This window comes from Lederbergia citrisecunda, from assembly GCF_018343695.1.
Lineage (GTDB): Bacteria > Bacillota > Bacilli > Bacillales > Bacillaceae_C > Lederbergia > Lederbergia citrisecunda.
In genome coordinates this window covers 445,001-465,100 of sequence record NZ_JAGYPJ010000001.1, presented here as the reverse complement: position 1 = coordinate 465,100, position 20,100 = coordinate 445,001, and the positions used below count along the sequence as shown (strand labels likewise).

Annotated in this window: 16 protein-coding genes and 1 tRNA gene; 2 read left to right on the top strand and 15 right to left on the bottom strand. The window is 36.7% G+C overall.

Going from position 1 to position 20,100, the window contains the following annotated elements:
• Nucleotides 1-5: 5 nt before the first annotated feature.
• From ggt to KHA93_RS02255, 7 genes are all read right to left on the bottom strand, one after another.
• Nucleotides 6-1,649 (bottom strand): gamma-glutamyltransferase, encoded by a 1,644-nt coding sequence (gene ggt / locus KHA93_RS02285; RefSeq protein WP_213109227.1) that lies wholly within the window; start codon nt 1,647-1,649, stop codon nt 6-8.
• Nucleotides 1,639-2,802: a CapA family protein gene (locus KHA93_RS02280; RefSeq protein WP_213109226.1), complete on the bottom strand. Its 1,164-nt coding sequence runs from the start codon at nt 2,800-2,802 to the stop codon at nt 1,639-1,641. Before KHA93_RS02280 ends, ggt begins: the two co-directional genes overlap by 11 nt.
• Before the next feature lie 10 nt (nt 2,803-2,812).
• Entirely contained in the window at nt 2,813-3,262 is a 450-nt protein-coding gene (gene pgsC / locus KHA93_RS02275) for a poly-gamma-glutamate biosynthesis protein PgsC (RefSeq protein WP_213109225.1), read from the bottom strand.
• A gap of 10 nt (nt 3,263-3,272) precedes the next feature.
• A complete protein-coding gene (gene pgsB / locus KHA93_RS02270; RefSeq protein ID WP_213109224.1) occupies nt 3,273-4,454 on the bottom strand; it encodes a poly-gamma-glutamate synthase PgsB in 1,182 nt (393 codons plus the stop codon).
• Nucleotides 4,455-5,233: 779 nt separating this feature from the next.
• Nucleotides 5,234-6,400: a sporulation protein YhbH gene (gene yhbH / locus KHA93_RS02265; protein WP_213109223.1), complete on the bottom strand. Its 1,167-nt coding sequence runs from the start codon at nt 6,398-6,400 to the stop codon at nt 5,234-5,236.
• A 451-nt stretch (nt 6,401-6,851) separates the two neighbouring features.
• Nucleotides 6,852-8,747, bottom strand: a complete 1,896-nt coding sequence (locus tag KHA93_RS02260) for a PrkA family serine protein kinase (protein ID WP_213109222.1) — start codon at nt 8,745-8,747, stop codon at nt 6,852-6,854.
• A gap of 778 nt (nt 8,748-9,525) precedes the next feature.
• Nucleotides 9,526-11,058, bottom strand: a complete 1,533-nt coding sequence (locus tag KHA93_RS02255; protein ID WP_233711021.1) for a DHA2 family efflux MFS transporter permease subunit — start codon at nt 11,056-11,058, stop codon at nt 9,526-9,528.
• A gap of 182 nt (nt 11,059-11,240) precedes the next feature.
• Here KHA93_RS02255 and KHA93_RS02250 point away from each other — a divergent pair, with 182 nt between their 5' ends.
• A complete protein-coding gene (locus KHA93_RS02250; protein WP_213109221.1) occupies nt 11,241-12,137 on the top strand; it encodes a TetR/AcrR family transcriptional regulator in 897 nt (298 codons plus the stop codon).
• Between the two features lie 39 nt (nt 12,138-12,176).
• On the opposite strand, the gene trmL is transcribed toward KHA93_RS02250, so the two are convergent.
• From trmL to queG, 3 genes are all read right to left on the bottom strand, one after another.
• Nucleotides 12,177-12,650, bottom strand: a complete 474-nt coding sequence (gene trmL / locus KHA93_RS02245; RefSeq protein WP_213109220.1) for a tRNA (uridine(34)/cytosine(34)/5-carboxymethylaminomethyluridine(34)-2'-O)-methyltransferase TrmL — start codon at nt 12,648-12,650, stop codon at nt 12,177-12,179.
• A gap of 205 nt (nt 12,651-12,855) precedes the next feature.
• Nucleotides 12,856-13,722 (bottom strand): amidase domain-containing protein, encoded by an 867-nt coding sequence (locus KHA93_RS02240; protein WP_213109219.1) that lies wholly within the window; start codon nt 13,720-13,722, stop codon nt 12,856-12,858.
• 68 nt (nt 13,723-13,790) lie between these two features.
• Nucleotides 13,791-14,936 (bottom strand): tRNA epoxyqueuosine(34) reductase QueG, encoded by a 1,146-nt coding sequence (queG, locus tag KHA93_RS02235; protein WP_213109218.1) that lies wholly within the window; start codon nt 14,934-14,936, stop codon nt 13,791-13,793.
• A gap of 253 nt (nt 14,937-15,189) precedes the next feature.
• On the opposite strand from queG, the gene KHA93_RS02230 reads away from it, so the two are divergent.
• Nucleotides 15,190-15,873 carry a B3/B4 domain-containing protein gene (locus tag KHA93_RS02230; RefSeq protein ID WP_213109217.1) on the top strand — a complete coding sequence of 228 codons (684 nt, stop codon included), beginning with the start codon at nt 15,190-15,192 and terminating at the stop codon, nt 15,871-15,873.
• A 26-nt stretch (nt 15,874-15,899) separates the two neighbouring features.
• On the opposite strand, the gene KHA93_RS02225 is transcribed toward KHA93_RS02230, so the two are convergent.
• The 5 genes from KHA93_RS02225 to KHA93_RS02205 form a co-directional block, all read right to left on the bottom strand.
• Nucleotides 15,900-15,973: transfer RNA gene (locus KHA93_RS02225), tRNA-Gly, on the bottom strand.
• Between the two features lie 461 nt (nt 15,974-16,434).
• Nucleotides 16,435-16,971, bottom strand: coding sequence for a hypothetical protein (locus KHA93_RS02220; RefSeq protein ID WP_213109216.1), 537 nt, complete (start codon nt 16,969-16,971; stop codon nt 16,435-16,437).
• Nucleotides 16,972-17,044: 73 nt separating this feature from the next.
• Entirely contained in the window at nt 17,045-17,875 is an 831-nt protein-coding gene (locus KHA93_RS02215) for a sugar phosphate isomerase/epimerase family protein (protein WP_213109215.1), read from the bottom strand.
• Nucleotides 17,876-17,899: 24 nt separating this feature from the next.
• Nucleotides 17,900-18,958 (bottom strand): oxidoreductase, encoded by a 1,059-nt coding sequence (locus KHA93_RS02210; protein ID WP_213109214.1) that lies wholly within the window; start codon nt 18,956-18,958, stop codon nt 17,900-17,902.
• Between the two features lie 89 nt (nt 18,959-19,047).
• Nucleotides 19,048-19,770, bottom strand: coding sequence for an SDR family NAD(P)-dependent oxidoreductase (locus KHA93_RS02205; RefSeq protein WP_213109213.1), 723 nt, complete (start codon nt 19,768-19,770; stop codon nt 19,048-19,050).
• Nucleotides 19,771-20,100 lie beyond the last annotated feature (330 nt).

Sequence of the window (20,100 nt, the reverse complement as noted above, 5' to 3'; positions counted from 1 at the left end):
TTTTATTATTCTGCTACTTGCCAGTAACCACTTCTCCGCTGGTCTGCGCCTCCATATATTTCTTCCTTTTTTCGATCAATAATGAGAGCTTGTACTCCTCCGTAAAAGGAAGGCGATTTTTTAATTATTACTTTATATCCTCTTGAACGTAGTTCTTTACTAATATTTTCAGAAAGAGGCTCTTCCGTATATATAACGTTATCTTCAACATAAAACCTTGGTGCATCGATCGCTTCTTGAACTGATTCTCCTAGTAAAAGATGGCGGATGATCACTTGTGTAAGCACCATAGGAATGCGTTTTCCTCCTGGAGTACCAATGCCAATAATCATATCCTGATTTTTCAAGATTGTCGGGCTCGTAAAACTTCTTGGTCTTTTACCTGGAGCAGGACTATTTGGTAGATTCGGTGATTGACTAAAGTTGCTCAACTGATTGTTTAGGAAAAATCCTCCTACATATTTACCCGAACCAAAGAAGTTACCTAGCGTGTTTGTAGTAGACACAACCATTCCTTGTTTATCTATGACGACAAAGTGAGTAGTATTATCGTAATCCTCTTCGTCTGCAACCGAGTCGTTGATCCGGTAATTCTCAGAGAGCTTGTCCAAAGAAATATCCTTTACAAGGTTTTTAGTATATTCCTTACTCGTAAGGTTCTCTGGAGGCTGAAAGTAACTTGGATCTGCAATATTTTTTAATCGGTCAAAATAAGCTCGCTTCGATATTTCTCCTAACAGATGAATATAATCAGCAGAATTAACTTCAAGAGAAGCAAGATTTAGCATTTCTGTCATTTGTAAAGATTGAATTAACGTAGCACCAGAAAGAGGTGCGGGAGCAGAAATGACGTCAAAATCTTTAAATTTACCGATAGCAGGTCTAGATATCGCAATTGAGTAACTTTCCAAATCATAAGCGGTAAAAGGCTGCACCGCTTGTAATAATTTCTTAGCGAGTTTTCCTTTATAAAAGGATTCTGCCCCATTTTTTTTAAGTATTTTTAAGGCTTCTGCTAAATCTGTTTGTTTTAATACTTCATTTGGTTTAATCGCTTCACCATTTGGAAATAAGTGTGTCAGGTTGTTGATTGGCATTCTGCTACTAGCACCCTCTAAGCGCTCTGTCAAATGGCGATTCACTTTAAACCCCTTTTCGGCGAGATGAATAGAGGGCTGAATCAAATCAGCCATCTTTACTGAACCTAAATCATCATGAATAACTTCCATCCCTTTAACAAATCCAGGGATTCCAACATATCCATTAGGGATTGTACCCGACATCGGCACCTTTTCACGATACTCATAAAGAATCGGCTTTTTCCCGCTTGCCGGCAGAATCAGCATTTCACCTCCACCGCCAATACCTGAACCATACGGCTCAACAACACCAAGGGCATACGATACGGCGATGGCAGCATCCACTGCATTTCCACCATTTTCAAGAATGTCCATCCCTACTTTCACCGCTAGTGGGTGAGAAGAACTCACCCCATACCCTACGGAACTTTCTAATGGAGTCTCAGGCTCAACTTCAAACTTCACATTGTCATCGGTTGGCTGAAGCTGAATATCATTGTTCTTAAATAACATAAAAGTTAAAACGCACACGACGATGAACAAAATGGAGAATAATAGCTTATTTTCCACTAGTCGCAACCTCTTTTAGGACATTTGAATGATCTAATTCATAAGTCAACTTCCCATTTTCAATTTTCCATTCGTCCTTGTTTGGCGTATCCTTCGTTAACGTGCGAAATATTTTTTGGGCATGGAAGTAACCTAATTTCCCAATGGGTTTAGGTGTTGCTTCCCGAATTCTTAATGGTGTAACTTCAATTTTTGCTTTGCCATTAGAATGAAGCTTATATTGGACAATTGCGCTATCTCTCGTTCTCGTCCAACCTTGGTCAAACACAAAGTTTCCTAAACTATAGAAAATGACACTATTTTTATACACTTCTACAGATGAAAGAACATGTGGATGATGACCTACTATAATGTCAGCCCCGGCATCGACCATGGCTTTAGCTATCTCCTTTTGTCTTGGATGGGCTTCGTTATCATATTCTTGGCCCCAGTGGACATTCACGATTACTAAATCAGCATTCATTTTCGCTTCATTAATGAGTGGCAAAAATATTTCAGGATCAGCCGCTAGCACCCCTGACCGGAGCTCTAACGCTCGGGCTCCTTTCGTAAAAGAATCGGTGAACCCAAGGAGCGCCACTTTAACATTATTCTTTGTTTGATACGATATTTTTTTTGAATCCTCAAGATCCAATCCTGCACCTACTGCATCAAGGCCGACTTCTTTAAAAGTATTAAGCGTGTCTACCAATCCTCTTTTTCCATAATCCTTTAAATGATTATTTGCAATGGTGACAGCACTGAAATTAAGGTTCTTTAATGTCTCGACGGACTCCTTAGATGTTTTTAAATGAATGTACTTTTCAGCTTTCGTGTAGCCATCCTGTAGAACAACGGGATGCTCAAAATTACTCACAACATAGTCTGACGACTCCAAATATGGTTTTACATATCGAAATAAATAATCCTGACCATACCGATTCGTTACGTACTCAACATTCCGTCCCATCATTACATCACCAGCCATAGTAGCAGTAAAAATAGTATTTTTATCATTACTCACCTTGATTTTCGGCGGCTCACTGGCAACGGAAAATACAATCATTAAGATCATCGTTATCGCTAGGGTAATGATGGTATAAGGTAGGTTTTTCTTTTTATCGCGTTTTAACTTTCTTAGTATTCTCTCTTGTGCAGTTAGTTTTCTAGCCATATAAAATCTCCTAAATAAGGTAGTAGCCTAACATGATGAGGAACGTCAGACCACTAAGTAATAATGTCGATGTAAAGGTTAAAATGACACCTTGCTTCTGGATCGTATTAGCAATTAGTCCAGGTACAATGACTCCAATTCCCCTAAACTCGTATATTTCAAAAGGAAGGATGGGGTAAAAAAAGTCGAAAATTAATTTTAAGGCGATACCTGTCACTAACATGGCTGCAAATTTTCTTCTTCCATATAAGATCGTAATACGTGATATTCCGTAATTTACAATAAGGAAAGTTAATAAACTGATAGAAAAAATCATTAACATAAATACTGGTTGATCAAAAACGAGAGCAAGGTATCCTGGTACGACCAATCCTGCAGGCATTACGCCAGTTTTTTCTGCAAATATCAAACTTAAAATGACACCTAGTACAAGCGATATGTATAAATCTGAGCCAAACATTTAATTCCCCCTAGCTGACATGCTGTTCCAATTTGAATTCTTGTAGTTTTTCTATAAAGGGTTCCCCCGCACCGTGGATATTTCCCACACCGTAGATGACCTTGCCAGTAAAATCATGAGAAAGAGCTTCTATAATTGTTTCTGTATCTTCCTCCTCTAGATCAACTACTTTCTCAGCTGGTATGTCACCTGCTTCAAACGCTTTTCTAATTGGCTCTGTCGTCTCACCAATTAATATTAATTTCTCCATTTCAATATATGGGAGAACATCTCTGGCAAACTGTTCCGTACGATCGACACGGTCAGCACGACAATTCATGACGACAATGGGGTTATCCGTAGGATAACCTAGCTCTTCAACGCGCTTCCAAATATTCAACGTTGAAGAAGGATCATTAGCAGCAAATCCATTAACAAAATAGGATGGGCGTTCATACTCACCCATAGGCAGGATCCTCATTGCACCTGGATCAGGATGCGCATTCAACATTCCACGCATAGCCGTTTTTTTATCGATTCCCAATGCTTTAGCTACACCTAGTGCCAATGCTGCATTTTCTGGAAATATCATATATTCAAACTGCTTTAAGAATTCCTCTGATACATCATCATTGTCGACGACAATTACTTCGGATTTCCGTTTTTCGGCTATTTTTGTGAAATAATCCACATAAGGACTCTTAGCAATGATAAGTTGACCGTTATAAGGAATCGTTGCAGTAAATGCTTCTGCAATCTCATCTAGAGTTGGCCCCATTACATCCATATGATCTTCCAATACATTCACAATCACACCAATGTTAGCTTGAAGCATTTTCTTCTGAAAGACAATTTGGTAGTCTGGATTTACGGCCATACACTCACTTACTAATGCTTCTGCCTTTAATTGAGCAGCTTCTTTGACGACCATTTTTTGTTCACGGATATTTGGACCTTCTGGACGGCGCTTGATTGGCTTTTCCTCATCCGTATTCCAATAGATCATTCTGGCAGACGTACCCGTTGTTTTCCCTACCGTTCTTAACCCTTCTTCTACAAGAATTCCCGTTATTAATCTAGTAACGGTTGATTTTCCTCGAATACCATTCACATTTATTCGTATAGGGAGAGCATTAACATTTCTTTGATGCTGCCTTGTTTCTATAAAACCGACGACCAAAATAACAATACATACGATTGGAATTAAAATCATTTATAAAATATCCCTCCAATTCCATTTGTTGTGAGCCCTATTTAAGAGTATAGGGGCATAATGTTAATATTCTGGTTAATTTTCATTACAATTGTATAAAAATTGTCACTTTTTATATTACAAGCATGATTTTTAGGGCGGTTCCTTTTTCCTACGACAACATTCTTCTTACAGTGCCTATCACTCCCCGAATTTTTTCGAATAACGTAAAAAGGCTGCCTTTACTGGAGGACAGCCTTAGGGGTGACAGGCACCGCTCGTACTTTATCAAATTATCGTTATTTTGCACATATTGTTCTCTCTTGTGGCGCCAGCTTAATCATCAGTAAAATTTTGTACGTCTTTTCCAGTTAGCTTACAAACTATTCTTTAAAATATACACCTAGTACATATTTTTTATAAGGAATATTAAATGTGAAAAACCAACGAATATCAGAGTGCTAACTGCAGTTTACATTTTGTCATCTTGCCGTGTTCTATTTCTTAAAAAAAGATCGATAATCCATTTCTCGGCTATAAAAACTATCTAAATATTATAATTGTCAGTCAAGAAAGCACTTGACTGATAATTATAATATTTAGGTATAGTTAGCATGCTGAGAAGGAGATAATCTAGCCTAAAATCTCAATACCAATTTAATACCATAGAAGCCGAAAAATGCTTACTCATTGGGTCAATAAAAAGTGGGCATTGACAGTTTCCCCCATATCAGTTTTCTAGTTGGTGGGCGCTGGAGTTACATACCAAAAAAAAGAAAAAACCGGAAAATATATCCGGTTTACACCCGTTGTCGTTCTTCTTCTTTTTTAAAGAAACTTTTCATAGCATGAAATACATCTGATTTTTGTTTTAAGATATAGTAATAAAATTTTTCATCCTTAATATTTTTATAGGCAGACATTAACGTGGAATTTCGCTGATATTGATTTACTTCACCATATCCAAACATATTCGTTATTTCCATTAGTTCATTAACGAGCTTAATGCATCTTGGATTATCTGATGTTAAATTATCACCATCAGAAAAATGAAACGGATAAATATTGTAGCGTGCAGGATCATATTTTTCACCTATTATTTCAATTGCTTTTCTATAAACAGAGGAGCAAATCGTACCTCCACTCTCTCCTTTCGAGAAAAATTCTTCCTCGGTTACGACTTTAGCTTCTGTATGATGGGCGATAAATTCAATTGTGACTGATTCATATTTTGTTCTTAAAAAACGTGTCATCCAGAAAAAGAAGCTTCGCGCCATGTATTTTTCCCATATTCCCATAGAGCCACTCGTGTCCATCATCGCTAGTACAACTGCGCTTGATTCAGGTTTTTGTACATCGCTCCATGTTTTAAATTTTAAATCTTCTGGATATATAGGATAAAATTTGGGCTCACCTTTCATGGCATTTCGTTTAAAGGCTGACATCATCGTTCTTTTCTTATCAATATTTCCCATTAATCCAGTTTTGCGAATATCATTATATTCAATATGTTCAATTTGATTTGTATCGAGCTCTTTTCGCTTTAGGTTAGGCAGTTCCAGCTCTTTAAAGAGCGCTTCCTCAAGCTCCATCATCGAGACTTCTGCTTCGTAATAATCTTCTCCGGCTTGATCCCCTGCTCCTTGACCTTTCCCAGGACCTTTTTGGTCTGGCCCCTCTCTTGCGACGACATCTCCTATTTTGCTGTCACCGTCTCCTTGCCCGACATGCTTATTTTTATCATAATTATAACGAATTTTATACTCATCCAAAGATCTAATAGGAATTTTTACAACGTCCCGTCCATCGGACATAATAATACTTTCTTCTGTAATTAAATCAGGCAAATTATTTCGAATTGCCTCTTGGACTTTTTCTTGATGGCGCTGTTGGTCATCATGGCCTTTCCGGTGGAGGGACCAATCTTCCTGTGATACAACGAACTGGTGATGCACTTGCTCTGACATCTCTACACCCTCCCTCTTAAAAATAAATCTTTTGAAAAAAACTTATATTTTTTAGTCACCAAAAATGAATTTTTACATATATTATCTCGACTGCCATCTTCATTCGCCCTTTTCTAATGAATGCTTGTTGTAATTACTCTATCATATGCAAAAAAACAAAATAATTTACAAAGTGTTTTAGAAAAGGACAAGCTTATTAGAAAAGGGCTATCGTTTTAGACAACGACAGAAGTATGATGAGGATTTTGATTGATCTATTAAAGACTCATTTGAGCTGTAATACGGGAGGCACTTAATTTGGGAAACAAAAAAGAAGAATTTGGTTATTATACTTATAAGGTTTGAGGTAAACTCATATAGTTCACAAGTTGATAGGTATTGCCTGCAATTCATTCCTAATTAAAAGCCTTCTCAACAGCAAATTGTCTGCTAAGAAGGCAAGTATACTATATCAACGATTCAATAAGCTTCCTACATATCGCAATAAATCATTGGCCGAAGTGGAATTGTATCCATGTTCATCGATTAATCGAGCGACTACTTCATTTATTTTCTTTAATTGCTGCTCATCTGGAGTTTTAGCGGATGTAGTTATCTTCACGACATCCTTCAGATCTGCAAATAGTTTTTTCTGTATCGCTTCTCTTAGTCTCGCATGCGATCTGTAATCAAATCTTTTTCCTTTTCTTGCTAATGCTGAAATACGAATCAAGATTTCTTCCCTGAATGCTTTCTTCGCATTTTCCGATATGCCAATCTGCTCTTCAATTGATCTCATTAACTTTTCATCTGGATTGATTTCTTCACCTGTTAATGGATCACGCATCTTTGTTTTATTACAGAAAGACTCAACATTATCAAGATAATTATCCATAAGCGTTTTAGCGGATTCTTCATATGAATAAACAAATGCTTTTTGAACTTCCTTTTTTGCCATTTCATCGTATTCTTTTCGAGCAAGTGAGATAAAATTTAAATACTTCTCTCTCAATTCTTGTGTAATGGATGGATGCTGATCTAGACCTTCTTTTAACGATCTAAGCACATCTAATGCATTGATGCTTGTGATACCTTTTCTAATGATAGTGGACGATATCCGATTGATGACGTAGCGCGGATCTATACCACTCATTCCTTCTTCTTGAAACTCCTTTTTCATTTCATTAACATCCGCTACATTATAACCTTCTACCATTTCTCCATCGTAAAGACGCATTTTCTTTAATAAATCCACATCACTTCTTTTTGAATCTTTTAACCTTGTTAAAATTGTAAACATCGCTGCTACTCTAAGTGTGTGTGGAGCAATATGGACATCAGCGACATCACTTTCTTTAATCATTTTTTCATATATCCGTTCTTCCTGAGAAACTTTTAAGTTATATGGAACAGGCATAACAATAATCCGTGAATGTAAAGCTTCATTCTTTTTATTGGAAATGAAAGAACGATATTCCGTTTCGTTCGTGTGGGCAACGATGAGTTCATCCGCGGATATTAAAGCGAATCTTCCTGCTTTAAAATTTCCTTCTTGAGTCAAAGAAAGCAAATGCCATAGAAATTTTTCATCACATTTTAACATTTCTTGGAATTCCATTAATCCTCGGTTTGCCTTATTCAATTCCCCATCAAATCGATAGGCTCTTGGATCTGATTCAGAACCATATTCCGCAATCGTAGAAAAATCTATACTACCTGTCAAATCTGCAATATCTTGGGATTTGGGATCAGAGGGGCTAAACGTTCCAATTCCTACACGCTTATCCTCAGTAAAGAAAACGCGCTCTACGAGTACATCCTCTATTCGGCCACCATACTCTTCCTCTAGCCTCATTGTATTTAATGGTGAAAGATTTCCTTCGATCCTTATTCCGTATTCTTCATAAAAATCATCTCGTAAATGAAGTGGAATCAAATGTAATGGATCTTCGTGCATAGGGCATCCCTTTATTGCAAAAACCGCTCCCTCATCTGTCCTCGTGTATGCCTCCAGTCCTCGTTTTAGCATCGTAACAAGTGTCGATTTTCCTCCACTGACTGGTCCCATCAATAGAAGGATTCTTTTTCGGACATCAAGGCGTTTCGCAGAAGGATGAAAATATTCCTCTACAAGTTTTTCCAATGCCTCTTCAAGTCCAAATAATTGATGGCAAAAGAATTGATACACTTTTCGATCGTTTATTACCTCGACCCCTGCATCTTTGATCATATTATATATTCGGGAGTGGGCGGACTGGGCGACCCACGATTTCTCTTTAAGCAATAACAAGTAGTCGGCAAACGTCCCTTCCCATTTCAAACTTTCCTCTTGCGAACGGTATTGTTCAATCTTTTTTAAAATATCCATAAAGGACCTCCCTGTTGATGAGAGATGATTATTCCATTGTATGCTTATGGACAACTAAAGATGATTAATTCCCGAAGAGCTCCATAACTTACTTCACGAACTCGTCATATTTCAGGTAATAAAAAACATGATTCATTCACATTATAATAAAAATGGGCTATAATAATTTCATAATCGCGTTAGGATTAAAAGGAGGCTTACATATACTATGAAAACAATCTTGGTCATCGGAGTTATTATTGCATTTTTATCTGCTATCTTTACAGCAGGTTATGAAGATAAGCCGGGAGTAAATAAGAAATAAGGTCGGCGCTTGTGATAAAGAAGCACGACGGATCCAACAGAACTAGTCGGTTTTGAGTTATCATAGGTAAAGGGGCAAGTGGTTACTAGTCTAAACAAAAAATTGCACTTATGATGGTAATTTCAAACTGTAGCCAAAAGGAGATTATTCGAATCTCCTTTTGGTTATTTATATGAGCTTTTTCACAAAAAAGTACTACCCAATACTGGACCTTGCCAAATCCAATTGGTCATCTTCTCATTTTCATGACCATCGTGAAGAACAATGTTTTAGCTCTTTTTGGGCAGTCCACGAATTTCCCAAATAAGGAAAACCACTCGATGGTCCTAGCTTATTATCTAATTATTTTTTTGCCTTGTCCGCATCATAATTGACGTTTCAACTAATCTGAGTAAAATACTACATAATGTTTTCGTTGTTAACGCACTGAAACTGCCATCATGATGGCAGTTTCAGTGTGCTTTTTTTATGGTTTTATTCAGTAGCTACACGTTTGGACTGAACGACTGATTTATTATCTTGCATTGATTGTACAGGTGGTTTAACCCTTTTAATAAAGAACGCTAAAATTAAGGCAACTAATGCGATGAAAGTAGAGATTAGGAATGCATGTGTAATTCCGTCCAACATTGCTTGATGCATAATATGTTGCTTCATTTCCGCTGCAGCTTCAGCTGATGGTTGAGCAGCATTTGCATCCATTTTTGCCATTGCATTAGCAGCTAATTCCTTTGCTGAACTTTCTGTTCGCTTATTCATAAGAGTAACCATAAAGGCTGTTCCAATCGCCCCAGATACTTGCTGAAGAGTATTATTCATTGCAGTACCATGAGGATTCATTTGCATTGGAAGCTGGTTCATTCCATTTGTCATAACTGGCATCATTACCATAGACATACCAAACATACGGAATGTATATAACAAAATAAGATGTAAATAAGAAGTTTCCAATGTCAAATCTGTAAATAAATACGTAGTGACAATCATAATCGTTAAACCTACAAGTGCAAGAACCTTAGCACCATATTTATCGAAAAGCTTTCCAGTGATTGGCGACATAATTCCCATCACTAACGCCCCAGGCAACATTAAAAGTCCTGAATCCATTGGTGAAATTCCTCTTACTATTTGCACATACATTGGTGTTAAAATCATTCCTGAAAACATTGAAACAGAAACGACAATCGAAATAGCTGAAGACAATGCAAACATTCGGTGTTTATAAATCCGAAACTCGAGCATTGGTTCGTTCATAAACAACTGGCGCACAATAAAAAGAATTAATGCCACGGAGCCAAGTGAGATAGTTCCATATACGATCGGATCTCCCCAGCCTTTATCTCCAGCTGAACTAAAGCCGTATAAAAGACTACCGAAAGCGATACTTGACAATATTAGCGACAATATATCAAGATGAACATTTTTCAATGGTGTAATATTTTTCATTTTAAAAATAGCTAGGATTAAACATATTAAAGCGAATGGCAGAACTACATCAAACAACGTTCTCCAGCTGTAATGTTCAATAATATATCCTGACAATGTCGGTCCAATAGCAGGAGCGGTAATCATTACAAGACCAAAAAATCCCATTGCTGTTCCTCTTTTTTCAACAGGAAAAGCTGTTAACATGACATTCATTAATAACGGCATCATAATAGCAGAGCCTGAAGCTTGGACCATTCTTCCAGCTAATAAAACGCCAAAAGACGGAGCAACACTTGCAAGTAAAGTTCCTAACGTAAATAAGCTGAGTGCGGCAATTAATAATTTTCTGTTGGAAATTCTTTGAATAAAAAAGGCACTCGCAGGAATGAGAATTCCATTTATAAGCATATATCCTGTTGATAACCATTGAACGGTTGACATGCTTATATCAAATTCTTCTTTTATTGATGGCAGTGCAATATTTATCAACGTATTCGTTAAAAATGATACGAAGGCTCCCAAAAAAAGAATACCAATCGCACCATAAGGTGGCTTTTTTTGTATGGATTGTATATCCAAAATTCACTCCTCCAGTCATACAATTAATATCTGTATTTTTTCTTCCTTATACTCGCCTTTCACATTTTATACCCGCAGTCTATAAAAATCAATAAAAAAATAATTATATTTAAAAAAAGTTGATTTAACCCTGATTTGAAGCTAATATAAAAAATAGACTACCGGTACAAAAAGGTGAGAATATGAATCCCAGAAAAAAGCAAATACTAGATGTAGCACATCGTTTATTTATAGAAAAAGGATTTCAAACGACTTCAATTCAAGATATATTAGATGATGCTCGAATTGCCAAGGGTACTTTTTATAATCATTTTACTTCAAAAAATGCATGTTTAATGGCCATTCTTGATCAAGTAGGAGATGAAACGAGCTATTTACGACAAGAAATATCTCTTGGAAAACCTAAAAATGATCCTGAGGTTTTTATTCAACAAGTATTAGTACGGATGAAAATGAACAGGGAGCAAAGTTTACTGGCCCTTTATGAATCTGTATTTTCTTCAAAAGATGAAGAGTTAAAAACATATATGCGTCATCGACATATGAACGAACTCAAATGGACTGCAAGTAGAATAGCGGAATTATTTGGAACAGATGCTATACGCTTTTCAATGGATTATTCTGTGATTTTCTTTGGAATTATACAACAAACAATGCATGTAAGGATGCTAGGTTCAAAAAAAGAATACGATTTTGAGAAGACAATCCGTTTTGCTTTAGACCGTATTCAAGTACTCAGTGCTCATCAAAACGAAAAAGCACCATTTTTTTCTGATAAATGCCTAACATTTGAGAAAAATAAAAACTCATACTCGAAAGATGATATTAAAGAAAAAATAATGAATCAGTTAGACATCATCGTTTCCCATTTAAGATCCGAAAATATTGGTGAAGCAAAACTAAATTATTTGGAATTTCTTCTTTCAGAATTTCGATCAGAGTCACCAAGAGAATTTTTAGTTGAAAGCGTACTTAACCCAACGAAAAATGTTTTTAAGGAGACTATTTATAAAGAAGATATAAATGAAATTTGTGATTTAGCTCTAGAATATATAGCATATGAAGAAATGCAGGTATAAATTGAAAAGTCCCCATTCAAAAATGGGGACTTTTATTTATCAAAGAAGATCTGGATATCCTTGTTGACGAAGAGCTTCATAAATAAGGATCGCTGCGGTGTTAGATAGATTTAAGGAACGCACATGATCATTCATAGGAATCCGCAAACATGTTTCCCTGTGTTCATCGATAAACTCCTTCGGTAATCCTTTCGTTTCACGCCCGAAAATAAAATAATAATGTGTATTTGGATCACTATAATTAAAACTAGTATGTGGTTTTGTACCATATTTGGTTAATAAATAATGTTCACCTTCACGATTCTTCTCAAAAAATTCTTCTAAAGAATCATAATACGTAATATCTACGAACTCCCAGTAATCCAGACCAGCCCTTTTTAGCATTTTATCATCGGTTGAAAATCCAAGTGGTCTAATTAAATGAAGCTTCGTTCCGGTAGCAGCACAAGTTCTTGCAATATTTCCCGTATTGGCAGGAATTTCTGGTTGAAATAATACAACATGAATTGGCACTTAAATTCACCCCTTAATCTATAACCCATGCGGAAAGGCGCCCATATTCAGAACTAAAATTCCAATTCAAAAATCCGAGGCATCCGCTGGAGGCAAAAACAAAAATCAGACGAAGATTGAACTCCTTCTATGCGCTTTCCTTTTTTTATTCAAAAGAACTCTTCTGATTTTAGTTTACTATACCGTGCCATTATACAATAAAATCCTATGCATCATCTACAATTGTAAACATCTTGTACTTAATATTAGGTGTATATGCCGAGGAATCTTCATACGCCCAGTACCGCATTCTACTATTATAAGTGTGGGCATTGACTAGCGGCATCCCGGCTGCATCTTTACCGGTTACGATTGTGTTGTGATCAAACCGCCCATCCCCTTGAAAATCATAACAAATGACATCCCCTAACTTAAGTTGCATTGGATCTCTTACCTCACGCGCCCTAAGACCAACTGTAGATGTTTGAAGATGCCTCTTGAGTGAATTAGCAACTGCCCAGCTATAGCTCCAGCTCCGATATTGATGCCACCATCCTTTCGAAGGATTAGGGTACCCTCGCATAGGAGCACCACCTGTATGAAGGCATTGGGATATAAAATTAGTACAATCCACTTCAAATTTTTTATATGCTGGATTATAGTCATTCCACCATCTCTCGGCATATTGAACTGCTCTCAAACGATCATAATAATAAGGCGCTCTTTGTTCATAGCCACGCTCCCTCAACAATGGGGCCTCTTCTTCCTCTTTTGGATAATTGACTGGGATCTCTACATCTTCGAAAACCGCTCCTTTAAAAATCGATGCCTTTCGATTTTCAATCTCTTCTTCAAGATAGAAATGCCCACCTTGACGAATAAAATATTTTAAATGCACATGATAATATATTTGTTCGTGATCATCGGTTCTCTCCCTCGATTCAATTTTTCCAGTTGCCATTACTTTTACAATTTCGGCTTTTCTTTTCTGCATTAATTGTTGTTTCTTTACGATTTTTTCATCTTCTATTTTTCTCCTCTGAACAAACTGTTCAGAACGTTCCTCCAGTTTTGCAGCCAATTGCTTTTTCAAGAGACGCACCTCCTCACCGATATATATGCGTGAGAAGTCGGTTAAAAGTATAAAAAAAGATGAAGTCATTACACTTCATCTTTAATAGTAAAAAAATCTAGACCTTTTTTAATTTCCTGCAATACTTCTTCATCCTGTTCTTCTTTTTCAGCTTCCAACAATGCTTCTTTCGCTTCTGATCCTCCAACTTTTCCTAATGCCCATGCGGCTGTTCCCCTCATAACAGGGCGAATATCTTCCTTCATGACTTCAATTAATTCTTTTACTGCTGACTTTTCTTTAAAATGAGCCAGAGCAACAATAGCATTTCGTTGGATTGGTTTCTTACCGCGCCATGAACCTGAAATTCCCCCAAACTGTTCTTTAAAATCTCGATTTGATATGGAAAGAAGCGGTTGTAGTAGCGGTTTGGCAATCTCAGGACTCGGCTCCATTTCAGGATGGACATGATAATCCATTCCTTTATTTTTCGGGCAAATCGTCTGGCATGTATCACAACCATAAATACGATTACCAAGTTTATCCCTAAACTCATCTGCCAATAATCCTTTTGTTTGGGTTTGAAAAGCGATACATTTCTGCGCATTTAACTGACCGGGTTGGACGAGCGCTCCTGTTGGACAAACATCGATACACAATCTACATTCTCCACATTGGTCGTGTAAAGGTTCATCCGGTTCAAAAGGAAGATTCGTAATCATTTCCCCAAGATATACATACGATCCAAATTCTGGAGTAATAATGGAACAGTTTTTTCCACTCCAACCAATACCAGCTCGTTCAGCAACCGCTCGATCCACTAACTCCCCTGTATCCACCATCAATTTATATCGTGCATCCGGAATCCTACTATCGATATATGAAGCTAATTGTTCAAGCTTTTCACGAACTAAAATGTGGTAATCGATCCCCCATGAGGCGCGGCAAAAGATTCCCCTTCTTTCACCTTTCTTGCCTATCGGTGCATCTTTCATTCTTGATGGGTATGCAAGAGCAATAGCTATAATAGAACGCGGACCATCAAAAATAAGACTCGGATCCGTTCGCTTATCAATATCTTTTTCTTCAAAACCGGATTGATATCCGAGCTCTTGTTGTCGAATCAGTAAATTTTTCATCTCAATAAAAGGATCGGAACTAGCAAATCCAATTTTATCAATGCCGATGCTTTTACTATATGCAATTATATCTTTCTTCAGTTGACGATAATCCACTATAGTTCCTCCTTTCTTTTTATTTTTGGCTTAGTTTAAGATAATCGTTGATTTAGCTATTGTGTTGATTAACGGGTCAAGGTTAACCCCTGCGAGAGAGTTGGTTATGCCCTCTGAATGCGAGTGGATGGAGAGTTAATCAACATACAACTTTAAAAGAGCATTTATTTTATATAAACGACGATTTGCCGATTAAGATTTTATGGATATTTCTATGGTAAACTATTTTTAATGCTTTTTGGAGGTGGAAAGGTTGGAAATTCATTTAGACTCACAATTATGTGTTGCATTGCCTGAATTAAAAATTGGTATTATCGATTATGAGAACATCATAGTAGAAGAATCTCCGCAAATGTTAAAAGGAAGACTACAATTATTCCAAGAATCTTTATTTTTTGATCTAGAAGATTTGAACATCAATGACTATGAAGAAATAAAAGAATGGCGCACGATTTTCAAACGACTTGGTAAAGACCCGAATCGCTATAGACACTCAGCGGAAGCATTGTATAGACGAGTAAAGAAACAACAATTTCTTCCTAGTATGAACTCGGCTGCTGATATAAATAACTTTTTTTCATTAAAATATAGAGTTCCGATCGGCATCTACGATAAGGATAAAATATTTGGGGATATCGTACTTCGCATTGGACAAAAAGATGAAATGTATGAAGGTCTAAACGGAAGACAAAATCAGCTTGAAAATTTGCTTATTTCCTCTGATAACGAAGGTCCTTTTGGAAGTCCTTTCGTAGATTCAACCCGAACTGCTGTAACAAATAATACAACGAATGCCGTTCAAATCGTTTACTTACCATCTTCAATTAATGACGATTCAGCAAAAAAACTCCTCGCTTCCTTATCTGAAATGTTCATTCAAATCAATGGAGGTGAAGGAAAGATTACAGTAAAAAACGCAGCACCCCGTTCAATTTAAGAACAAGTCACTGCGCTTGGTATGTATGGAGCGGGTGATGGGAATCGAACCCACGACAACAGCTTGGAAGGCTGTAGTTTTACCACTAAACTACACCCGCATCAATTAGGAACTTTTTCATTATATAAAAACCATGACACAAATGCAACGTATGTAACAAAATGTTCAATTTTTTGTCGAATGTTACGAGTTCCGGTAAATAGAAAAAGGTCTGGAGTGGTGTAGGTGCTATTTGAGCAAATTTGTGTAAAACTCACCCAATACATACTTATACGATATTGCACTAATAACTATCGCGTTCCCAGGCAATCGAGACTGAATGATGCAAAAGATAAAAGTTTTGTCTCGATTCATGCTCGTTCGAGACAGAACTACGTAAAAAGCAATTGTAATATCCAGATTCATGCGCAATCGAGACGAAATTATGAAAATAAGTCTCGATTGATTTCCACTCGATTAAACTCGTACTACAAAAAAGAAAGGACCTCATCATGAGCTTCTCTCTCTATTCCAATCTATAACAGAAAAATATCGAAAAAAGCTCATCTTATTTTATAAGTATCATTGAATATATTTTAACGCCTTCTTTGCATTACCACTCACAGTCTCAGTGTATCCCCACACTTTTCCATCTAACGGGTTATCATTTAAATATCCATCTAAATCATGAACAATGCGATGAACGACAATCAAACCATTAATATCTTCATTTTTCATTGCCTTTTCAAGTGCATCTAAAGCATTTTGCATATCGGATTTCACTGTGTCTGTTTTTGCATAAATAATAATTAATTCAATGTCATTATATAAAGAATCTAATTTCTCCTTATTAGATTTAAAGCTGAATTTTTCAGCTTTTCCCCATCCAACAAGACTGTTTAATCTATCGTGCGTTTCTTTAATCGCTTCATTTGTTAATGCTATGTTTTCATTTTCATCCACTTCCACATCAACTTCAGCTACCGGCTGTTCTTCATTACTCGTTGAGTGTTCTTTCACAACTTTAACTTCTTTTCCAGGATAAAATTTTGTTATATAAATAGCGGAACCTACAAGGACTAAAATGAGGGGAATTCCAATTATTAACCATTTCTTCAATCGTCTAATCCTCCTCGTTTTGATAATTAATTCAAAAGGCGACATAGCAAAAAAATAATGCCGCCTTATTACTTTATTCCATGACCGAGTAAGAATTTCTTACAGAATTTAGACCATACTTGGCAACTTCAGCAACTGTTTTTCCTTGAAAATCCTCGATGAATAATTCCAAGGACAAGTATCCATCATATTGTATATTATTTAATATTTTTGCAATTTCGCTAGTAGGCGAATCTCCTTCTCCTGGAAAAACGCGATCCTGATCAGTTAGTTCCTCTTTCACAGGATGACTTGGACAATCATTAATATGAAAAACGCCGATTTGATCTCCTTTTAAGTTTTCCAGTCCAGTAAAATCACTACCACCAACATACATATGAAATGGATCTAATAACATTTTGCCATTAGAAACATTGCTCTGATCTAATACGTAACGGGCTTCATCCAATGTTGAAAGCTTTTTAGCCTTTCCCCAAAATTCAAGAATCGGCTCGACTCCAACTTGCCGTCCGATTTGTACTAAATGTACAAAATAACTTGCCATCTCATCTAGACTAGTCTCTTCAACATCACCAAATGGAGGAGCAGCTATGTATTTACATCCTAATGACTCTAGAAGTTGCATTTCCTTTTCAGCCTGTTCAAAAGCTGCTTTTCTAGTATCAATGTCCACGTCAGCCCATTTAAAAAATGCAATCGCGTTAATAAATTCTATATTCGCTTTCTCTAAGGCAGACTTAATATCTTGAACCGTTCCACCACTCGCAATATAAGCTTCGATATCTTTCATCCAGAGCTCGATCCCCTCATATCCTGCTTCCGCAGCTATCTCAATTTGCTGGATGACATTGAGCTTAAAAGGAAATAATGTTGAAGTGTTAAGTGCTATTTTAAATGGAAACATATCTCTCAACTCACTTTGTTTTTTTTATAAGCGTATTGGTATTACTTTACCTTCCTTATGGCTTTCAAGTGCAAGCTCTATTAGACGAATATTCATTCGTGCTTCCTCTGGTTTAACAACAAGATCGGATACTCCCGTAATATGCTCATAAATATTTTGATAGTAATCCTGATAGGCACCAGGAATTGTTTCTATAGTACCTTTAACATTCAATCCACCTACTGTCGTATCAATGGATCCCCATAATTCCTCGGGTTCTTTTCCCCAATCTCTACTATTCGCTGGTGTATGTCCGTCAATTAATGCCTGTTCTTGGGGATCTAATCCGTATTTAATAAATGATCCTTTATCTCCATGCAGGGTATATCGTGGGCCTCTCGTGCGGACCATTCTTGACGATTTCAACGAAACTTTCAGATGACGATCATAGAAAAGGGTCAAATCGAAATAATCATGTGCGGCAGCGCCTTCACGTTGAATATGAACATCAGCAGAAATCATGTTTGGGATACCAAAAAGACAAACTGCTTGATCAATTAAGTGAACTCCCAAATCATACAATACTCCAGTACCTAGACCAGATTTTTCCCTCCAATTAGTGGATGCTGCGATGGGATTAAAACTATCCCAATGGAATTCGCATTCCTTCACTTCACCAATTAATCCATTTTGAAGGATTTCACGAATGGTCATGAAGTCACCATCCCAGCGACGATTGTGAAATACACTTAAAACCTTATTTTTTTCTTTAGCAAGTTCAATCAATTCATCTGCTTCTTCAGCCGTAGCAGTAAATGGCTTTTCTACGACGACATGCTTATCGGCGTTAAGAGCATCACGCACAAATTCAACATGATTTGTACTTGGAGTCGTTACGACGACTAAATCAATTTCTGGATCCCTATATAGATCATCCGCAGAGCGAACTATTTCAACCCACGGATATCGTTTTTTAGAAAAATCACTGCGTCTTTCCACAACTTTTCTTAAATTTAATCCTGGTACTGAAGTGATAACAGGTGCGTGAAAAGCTCTTCCTGCAAATCCATACCCAATTAAACCGACATTCAGCTGTTTCTCCAAATGTATTCGCTCCCATTCTTTTTCTAGAAAATCATAAATTTATTTTGTTATATATTATTAGTTTACTATATTTTACAATTGAATTCTTCTTACCATGGCCAAACTTCTCCTTCAAGATCAATAAATGCGGGCTCTTCCGCCATAAATCGTTTATGATCTTGAACGAGTTTCATTATTTTATCCGCCGCAACTTCTGGTGGATAAGTAGCTTCCTTATAAAAAAAGCCTTCCATATACGTTTGCATCCAGCCCGGATGAAATACTAATACTTGGCCACCTAAAGACACCAAATGCTTATGTAAAATAGCAGACTGCATATTCAACGCTGCCTTTGACATGCAATAACCATACCAATTCGTTCTATGGTTTTTTGCAATACTTCCTGCCTCGGAAGAAATATTTACGACTAGTTTTGTATTCCCTTTTAACAATAAATCCACAAGTTGATTAACAACTCTCAGCGCACCAAGTGAATTTACATTAAACAATTGCTTCATAACCTCGAAATCTTGTTCCTCCAATATCGTTGCATCTTTTGCCTGATCAATAATACCTGCATTATTAATAATTACATCTAGATAAGACGTCCGTTCCTCTATAAAAACTGCAGCTGCTTTTACACTTTCATCATTACCAACATCCAATGTAACCAACTCAATTTTTTCAGGATATTCTGTTTTTAATTCATCTAAAAGATTCCACTCCTTGTTATATCGTCCTGCAAATACTCTGTACTCATTCTCTAACAGCCAGCGTGTTAACGAAAAGCCTAACCCACGATCTGCTCCTGTGACGAAAGCGATTTTTTCCATAAGATATCCTCCATAAACACCTTTAATATATTTGGTTCTGGATACACTTTCTCTTTAAGCGGGAAAAAATCCTTTAATTTTTTTTACTAACCAAAAATAAAGCCATCTTCGATAATGAAAATTGGCTTCAACACACATCATCATTCTTAAATCAATGTTATAAAGGTATTCACTAACAGTTTCACCAGAAATAAAACCATGTAATACAAACACATTTTTGCTTTTCTGTTAAAAATTATAAGGCGAGAAAAGGATGTGCATGACGTTCTTGCGTTACCTCTATTACTTAAAAAGATAGCCTAAGGTCATGCAAGACTTTCTTGCGTTACC

What these genes read in the sequence shown, in the direction of transcription:
- KHA93_RS02250 (WP_213109221.1), top strand. Translation starts at nt 11,241, where the DNA reads ATGAATCCCAGAAAAAAGCAAATACTAGATGTAGCACATCGTTTATTT.
- KHA93_RS02215 (WP_213109215.1), bottom strand. Translation starts at nt 17,875, where the DNA reads ATGTTTCCATTTAAAATAGCACTTAACACTTCAACATTATTTCCTTTT.
- KHA93_RS02205 (WP_213109213.1), bottom strand. Translation starts at nt 19,770, where the DNA reads ATGGAAAAAATCGCTTTCGTCACAGGAGCAGATCGTGGGTTAGGCTTT.
- pgsB (WP_213109224.1), bottom strand. Translation starts at nt 4,454, where the DNA reads ATGATTTTAATTCCAATCGTATGTATTGTTATTTTGGTCGTCGGTTTT.
- pgsC (WP_213109225.1), bottom strand. Translation starts at nt 3,262, where the DNA reads ATGTTTGGCTCAGATTTATACATATCGCTTGTACTAGGTGTCATTTTA.
- yhbH (WP_213109223.1), bottom strand. Translation starts at nt 6,400, where the DNA reads ATGTCAGAGCAAGTGCATCACCAGTTCGTTGTATCACAGGAAGATTGG.
- KHA93_RS02280 (WP_213109226.1), bottom strand. Translation starts at nt 2,802, where the DNA reads ATGGCTAGAAAACTAACTGCACAAGAGAGAATACTAAGAAAGTTAAAA.
- KHA93_RS02260 (WP_213109222.1), bottom strand. Translation starts at nt 8,747, where the DNA reads ATGGATATTTTAAAAAAGATTGAACAATACCGTTCGCAAGAGGAAAGT.